6 protein-coding genes are annotated in these 6,308 nt (G+C 46.7%); 1 reads left to right on the top strand and 5 read right to left on the bottom strand.

From position 1 onward, the window contains the following. Positions 1-283 (top strand): IS110 family transposase (locus H579_RS0101645; RefSeq protein ID WP_028299214.1); only part of this gene is annotated, 283 nt, incomplete at its 5' end. Between the two features lie 971 nt (positions 284-1,254). Here the strand turns inward: H579_RS0101645 and rpoS are convergent. From rpoS to truD, 5 genes are all read right to left on the bottom strand, one after another. Then, positions 1,255-2,229 (bottom strand): RNA polymerase sigma factor RpoS, encoded by a 975-nt coding sequence (rpoS, locus tag H579_RS0101630; RefSeq protein WP_028299213.1) that lies wholly within the window; start codon positions 2,227-2,229, stop codon positions 1,255-1,257. 476 nt (positions 2,230-2,705) lie between these two features. Next, a complete protein-coding gene (locus H579_RS0101625) occupies positions 2,706-3,632 on the bottom strand; it encodes a DUF368 domain-containing protein (protein WP_028299212.1) in 927 nt (308 codons plus the stop codon). 2 nt (positions 3,633-3,634) lie between these two features. Next, on the bottom strand, positions 3,635-4,303 hold the full coding sequence (locus tag H579_RS0101620; protein ID WP_028299211.1) for a protein-L-isoaspartate(D-aspartate) O-methyltransferase: 669 nt from the start codon (positions 4,301-4,303) through the stop codon (positions 3,635-3,637). After that, complete coding sequence (gene surE / locus H579_RS23830; protein WP_051227209.1) at positions 4,296-5,069, bottom strand: 5'/3'-nucleotidase SurE; 774 nt, start codon at positions 5,067-5,069, stop codon at positions 4,296-4,298. The genes H579_RS0101620 and surE overlap by 8 nt, the downstream gene beginning before the upstream one ends. 92 nt (positions 5,070-5,161) lie before the next feature. Further along, complete coding sequence (gene truD / locus H579_RS23825) at positions 5,162-6,247, bottom strand: tRNA pseudouridine(13) synthase TruD (RefSeq protein WP_051227208.1); 1,086 nt, start codon at positions 6,245-6,247, stop codon at positions 5,162-5,164. Between the last annotated feature and the right edge of the window lie 61 nt (positions 6,248-6,308).

Genomic DNA, 6,308 nt, shown 5'->3' with positions numbered 1-6,308 from the left:
AGTAGCGGCCTATTTGGGTTTAGTGCCTCGTATCCAGCAATCAGGGCAATGGAAAGGAAGAAGCCGTTTAAGTAAGCAGGGGCCAGCCAAAATAAGAGCAAAGCTCTATATGGCAGCAGTCAGTTGTTTACAACATAACCCAGATATTCGACATCAATTTAAGCGTTTAGTAGAGAAGGGTAAAAGTAAAATGCAGGCCCTGTGCGCAGGTATGCGCAAGCTTGTTCAAATTTGTTTTGGTGTTGTAAAGCATCAAAGCGAATATCACCCTCAATCAGCCTAAAAGAGCTGTTGAAGGTGATTTGGAGAGATGGTATCTACAACAACTTATCAGACCTAGTATAAGTATTGCTTAAGGCGTATCTACGATAAGACTGAAAATTAAAATAATGGAAAGTGCGGTGAAAATTTGCGGTGGGTAAATCTACTGTAGAGATTTTTCGCTGGAAAAAGAGAAGGGCGGCCTGGCCGCCCTTAGTCCCTCTTGCTGTCATATCCTTCGACTACCGACTCAATCCTAAGTCATCCTTGTGGCTTATCCTGACTCTGGCTTCATGCCTTTCCTGTCTGCCACTTCATCCTCTCCAAATCCTTTGACATCCTGTCCGCCAAACTCCCTGTTCAGCATTACGTCCTGTTATGCCCAAATCCTATAGGCTCCCTATGAACTTCCTGTTACACTTCCCTCTGAATTACCGGATCCATCCAGTAAGCTCCTAAACTCCTGTCAGACACCTTGTCTGTGCGTTCCTAACGCGTCCCTACAACCAAACTGCTCAATCCATGCTTATCCTTGTTTGATTGCTGTATGGCTTGTCCCTAACCACAACTTAACTTTAGCAAATCCCTGACAAGAAAAAAGTCACTCAACTGGTTATAAGGAAAAGCCTCATCAGAACCAATTTTTTAACATTATGATATATATGGTTTTTTTCCAACGTCTTCGCTTTTAACGCCCAATTGCTTGCTAGATATAAGCTATATATCCTATACCTTTGTAAGATATATCCTACAAACCATGCAGCCATTTACGACACCTCTTCTTTCAAACTAAAGAGACTATTTGCTCTAACTTGTTAAAAATTCTGAAAAAAATAATAAAAAAAGCCGCATATTCTCATATGCGGCTTTTTCTGTGTCTGTGAAATTAGCAAATCGGCTTGCATTCTAGCGGTATGGTTATTCAAACCTGAACTTTATATCCAAGCTTATATATCCAGGCTTAGTTGCTATGAGAAATGCTTATGCAGAGCACTATTCATCAAAGATCGACTCCATAGACAGCCCCTGCTTCTCCATAATGCGGCGCAGGCGACGTAGCGCCTCAACCTGAATTTGGCGTACACGCTCTCGGGTCAGACCAATCTCTTCGCCCACTTGCTCCAGAGTAGAAGGCTCGTAACCGTGCAAACCAAAGCGACGAACGACTACTTCAGATTGCTTCTCGGTCAGCTCCTCCAGCCATAAATCAATATGGGCACTAAAATCATTTTTCTGCAGCGTTTGTGCCGGATCCATCTCTTCTGCATCAGCGATAGTATCAATCAGAGGCTTATCCATATCGCCACCCACGGGATAATCCATGGAGGTCACACGCTCATTCAAACCTAACATCTTTTCGACGGTTTCAACCGGACGATCCAGTGCCTCGGCAATCTCCTCCGGTGTAGCTTCATGATCCAGCTTCTGAGTCAGCTCACGAGCCGCACGCAGATAGACATTCAGCTCTTTCACTACATGAATAGGCAGGCGTATAGTACGCGTCTGATTCATCAAAGCCCGTTCAATCGTCTGACGGATCCACCAAGTGGCATAAGTTGAGAAACGAAAGCCACGCTCAGGATCAAACTTCTCTACCGCGCGAATTAAGCCCAGATTACCTTCTTCAATAAGGTCCAGCAGGGTTAAACCACGATTCAGATAGCGGCGGGAAATTTTAACCACCAGACGAAGGTTACTTTCAATCATACGTCGACGGCCCGCTTCATCACCCTTACGGGCTAAACGGCCATAGTAAACTTCTTCTTCGGGGCTCAATAGAGGGGAAAAACCGATCTCATTCAGATACAGTTGAGTGGCATCCAAACTTTTTTCTGATTTATCTTCACGGGCCAGAGCACGCTCAAAATCAGAGTCTACGCTATCGGTTTCGGAAACTGAGTTGCTTTCAGGGGTATCGTTGAAATCAACATCAAAGTCATTATCATACTCGCGTTGTAAAGTCGTCATAACAGCATTCCCATTGTCCTGCGCTCACATGTTTTGTGCATAACATAGAGCTCATTATTTTTATTAATACAGGCCTTGCGTTGGGGTGTTGTGAACGCTTACATCCCATGTAGTGCTTCAGATCACAACGACCAAGGTATTGGCCTTACTGGTTTGTGATTCATTTCTAAGTTATTCCGCATACACATTTACATCTAGGTCTTTTGCGAAGAAAGCCCCAATCAATTGATTTTATTATGTTTTTATCAAAGGATTGTTATAGACACTTCACAACACGTAAGCCGCTAATCCGTGACCGGTACGTCTTCCGTACTAACAAGCCACAACTTTGGTATGGCCAAGTGCAACCTTTTTTTTAAAAATTCATTAGAAAGACATAATTGAAAAGTATTCAAGAAAGAAGGCTGCTTAGCACAAAATGAAAAAACAGCCTTAGTAATCATAGAGATAGATTGAAATAAAAATAAATCTTTTGATTAATTTTTATTTTTACCCTGAGAGTCAAAAAAGACCACCAGTAAAAACCCCATAACAGCAAGTACGACAACAGGCACTAACTGGGGATCGACACCTGTCATCACCTCATACTCTGAAGGCAGTAAATTCTCCTGACTGATAGGCACTGACTTACCATGACTGTCCAGCTTGTAAGCTACCAGCTGCTTCCAAGGCCAGATCTGCTGTAAGGAGCCGACTAATACACCGGTCAAAACTGCCAAAGTCATGGAGCGAAAGCGACTGAACAACCAACCCAGTACATGAGAGAAGCTTAACAGGCCTGCACCACAACCCAGAGCAAACCAAGAGAGCGTAATCAACTCCAGTCCTTTTACCGCCTGAATAACGCCCCCATAAATTCCCATCACCAGCAGCAAAAAGCTACCGGACACTCCGGGTAGAATCATGGCACAGATAGCAATGGCTCCAGCGATAAACACCTGCATTGGGCTCTCAATACTTAAACTTGGGACAACCTGATTAATCACACTCATCAGAATCATACCCAGCAATAAGCCAAATGAAGTCGCTAGAGTACGCCCTTCAATCTGCCGATAGATGACCAATACTGACGCACTAATCAAGCCAAAGAAAAAAGCAGATAACAGGATTGGATGATACTCCAGCAAATAGCTGATCAGGTGAGCCAGCAACAGTAAGCTGCTGAGGATACCGCTTAGCAAGGTGAGCAGAAAACCCGCATCAATTTTTTGCCAAACCACTTTTATACCCTGCTGACGCCACAGCCCAAACAAAGTGGGATTGATACTGCGAATAGCCCCCAAAAGACGTTCATAGATACCTGTAATAAAAGCGACGGTACCACCGGAAACACCCGGAACCGCGTCTGCCGCTCCCATGGCCATACCTTTTAAAAAAATTTCCAGATGTTTCTGGCTCTTCATAGTCAGACTTTTCCTTCCAATAAGGGCACAAAACGTACATCAGCCAATACTTCAGTTTGCAGGCCTTGAACTGTATTCTTCACCTGCAGCAATTGCTGTTTGCCCTCTTCACCTACAGGCAATATCAGACAGCCGTCAGGCTTAAGTTGTTCAATTAAAGCCCTGGGAACTGTCACCGGAGCCGCAGTGACCAGAATCGCATCAAAGGGAGCCTGTTCCGGCCAGCCCAGAAAGCCATCACCATGATGCAACTGAATATTACCCAGCTTCAAAGCATCAAAGCGCTCGCGCACCCGTAGCTGAAAGGAGCCTATGCGCTCAATCGTAAAGACCTGATCAAATAACTGGGCTAACAGTGCCGTTTGATAGCCCGAACCAGTCCCTATCTCCAATACTTTTTTGGGCCGCTCAGGCAGTGCAAGCAAGCGCTCCGTCATCATCGCCGCCATCATGGGCTGAGAGATGGTCTGACTAAAGCCGATCGGTAAAGCAATGTCGTCATAAACCCGATGCGCCAGCGCATCATCAACAAAGATATGCCGAGGCAGAGCAGCCATCTTTTCAAGTAACTCCTCATTTCGAATCCCTTGATCTCTCAAGCGCTGCACCATGCGGGTCCGGGTCCGTTGAGAGGTCATGCCGATCCCCTGCAAATTCCAACGCTCAGTCACGGTCCGACTCCAGTAGCCCCTCCAAGCCTGCAAGCCATACCTGTAAATCGGCTAACGCAGAGTGCTGGGTCATATCCACATGCAAAGGGGTAATACTGATATAGCCCTGCTCAACCGCATGGAAATCGGTATCAGGACCGGCATCTTTTGTGGGCCCCACCCGGGGAATCCAATAACGCTGCTTCCCTCTGGGGTCAATCGTTGCCACAGGTTCTCCAGCCTGATGCCGGTGTCCCAAACGGGTCAGGCGAATGCCCTTGATTTCGTCATAGGGCAGATCAGGTACATTGATATTGATAATACTGCCTGGCGGTAGTGACAATTGTTTAAAGGCCGGTATCAAACGAGCGATAAATTCTGCCGCAGAAGCAAAGTGCTGCTTACCCACCAAAGATACAGCAATTGAAGGCACACCCAAGAAGCGTCCTTCAGTTGCTGCAGCGACTGTACCCGAATAGAGCACATCATCACCCAGATTAGCACCATGGTTGATACCAGAGATCACCAGCTCAGCTTCAGCGTTAAACAGAGAAGATAATCCCATATAGACACAGTCGGTCGGCGTACCATCGATACTGATAAAACCATTGTCCATCGTTTCAGGGCACAAAGGACGTTTCAGAGTTAATGAGTTGCTGGCACCACTGCAATCCCGGTCTGGAGCAACGACCGTTACCTTATCTGCTACCTGTCTTAAACGCTCCGCCAGTACCTTAAGGCCTTCGGCACGGACGCCATCATCGTTAGATAATAGAAGTTTCATCATTTTTCCTGTTATCGACTACGCTCTGTATCGGCTTTCCAGAGAGAGCCTGGCCCTGTAGCTACCATTTTTGCTACAGAGATTGCTACGGATTTTTATTCGATCATATCGGATGTCGGTGACTGCCAGTTGGCCAGTTCACGTAGAATAGAGGTGGCAAAGGTGCCCACCGGTAATGCAAAAGACACCACCAGATCATTATCCTGCCAATCCCAATTCAGGTTTTGCGGGATCAATCGCAGGGCCCGGCGCTCATGGCGTAGACCAGCACTGGCGATACCAGTAATCACTTGTGGGAATTCTGCTGTAACCTTTTGCTCCAGCTCCGCCACATCACCGGACAGAGGATAGTCACCGTCACCCCACATAGGGCCGGTCGGATGAATCACACCTTCAGCTAAACGGCTGTGAATATCTTCATCCTCCAGCTCAATGGCAAACTGGCTGCGACTACCGGAAAAGGTCGCTATATCACCACTTAACCACTGCTGCCAACTGCCCTGATGCACACGCTCTGCCAACACCTGATTAAACACCCAGCTGCGTAGCGAAGAGAGCAGCATCGCTTTATTGTCTTTATCCCGTTTACTGAGTTTCAGACTTTGACCCGCTTCAACCCGGGCAACTGCTTTGGTCAGGTTATTACCATTACGGCCAAAACGCTGTTCACCAAAATAGTTTGGCACACCTTGAGTGGCTATTTTCTCCAGGCGCTGCTCGGCTTCGGCATGATCGGCCTGATAGTTACGCAGGCGAATGGTGAATTTATTGGCACGATGAACACCACGCTTTAACTTTTTGCGATGGCGTACGGCCTTCAGGATCTCCACACCTTCAACACAGAAGCTATTCCAATCAGGAGAATCCAAACCCGGAATATGGACACTGAACCACTGCAACGTCACCGCATGACGGTCTTTTAGACCCGAGTAGGACACGGCAGAGTAACTGACATTGGCAAAACGTGCCAACTGACGTGCGACCCAATCCGTATTATTGCCGCGTTTACGCACCCATAAAAAGTGGTGTTCGCCTTCACCTTCCGGCTCAAACCCCATCAACTCCTCAACCAGAAAATCTTCAGGTTCGGTGCGCAGACCCGCTTCAGCCAGGGGGCCACCCCAGGCATAAGGAAAATCCAGAGAAAGCGGGCAAACTTGATCAATATCAGTGTGGTTCATTCAATTTTCCAAAATGGTTTGGGGTAAAAGTATATAAAGTCTTGGCTTCAAGTAATCACTA

Source organism: Oceanospirillum beijerinckii DSM 7166, assembly GCF_000422425.1.
GTDB lineage: Bacteria > Pseudomonadota > Gammaproteobacteria > Pseudomonadales > Halomonadaceae > Oceanospirillum > Oceanospirillum beijerinckii.
This window is presented reverse-complemented; position numbering and strand designations above follow the sequence as displayed.

What these genes read in the sequence shown, in the direction of transcription:
- rpoS (WP_028299213.1), bottom strand. Translation starts at nt 2,229, where the DNA reads ATGACGACTTTACAACGCGAGTATGATAATGACTTTGATGTTGATTTC.
- truD (WP_051227208.1), bottom strand. Translation starts at nt 6,247, where the DNA reads ATGAACCACACTGATATTGATCAAGTTTGCCCGCTTTCTCTGGATTTT.
- surE (WP_051227209.1), bottom strand. Translation starts at nt 5,069, where the DNA reads ATGATGAAACTTCTATTATCTAACGATGATGGCGTCCGTGCCGAAGGC.
- H579_RS0101625 (WP_028299212.1), bottom strand. Translation starts at nt 3,632, where the DNA reads ATGAAGAGCCAGAAACATCTGGAAATTTTTTTAAAAGGTATGGCCATG.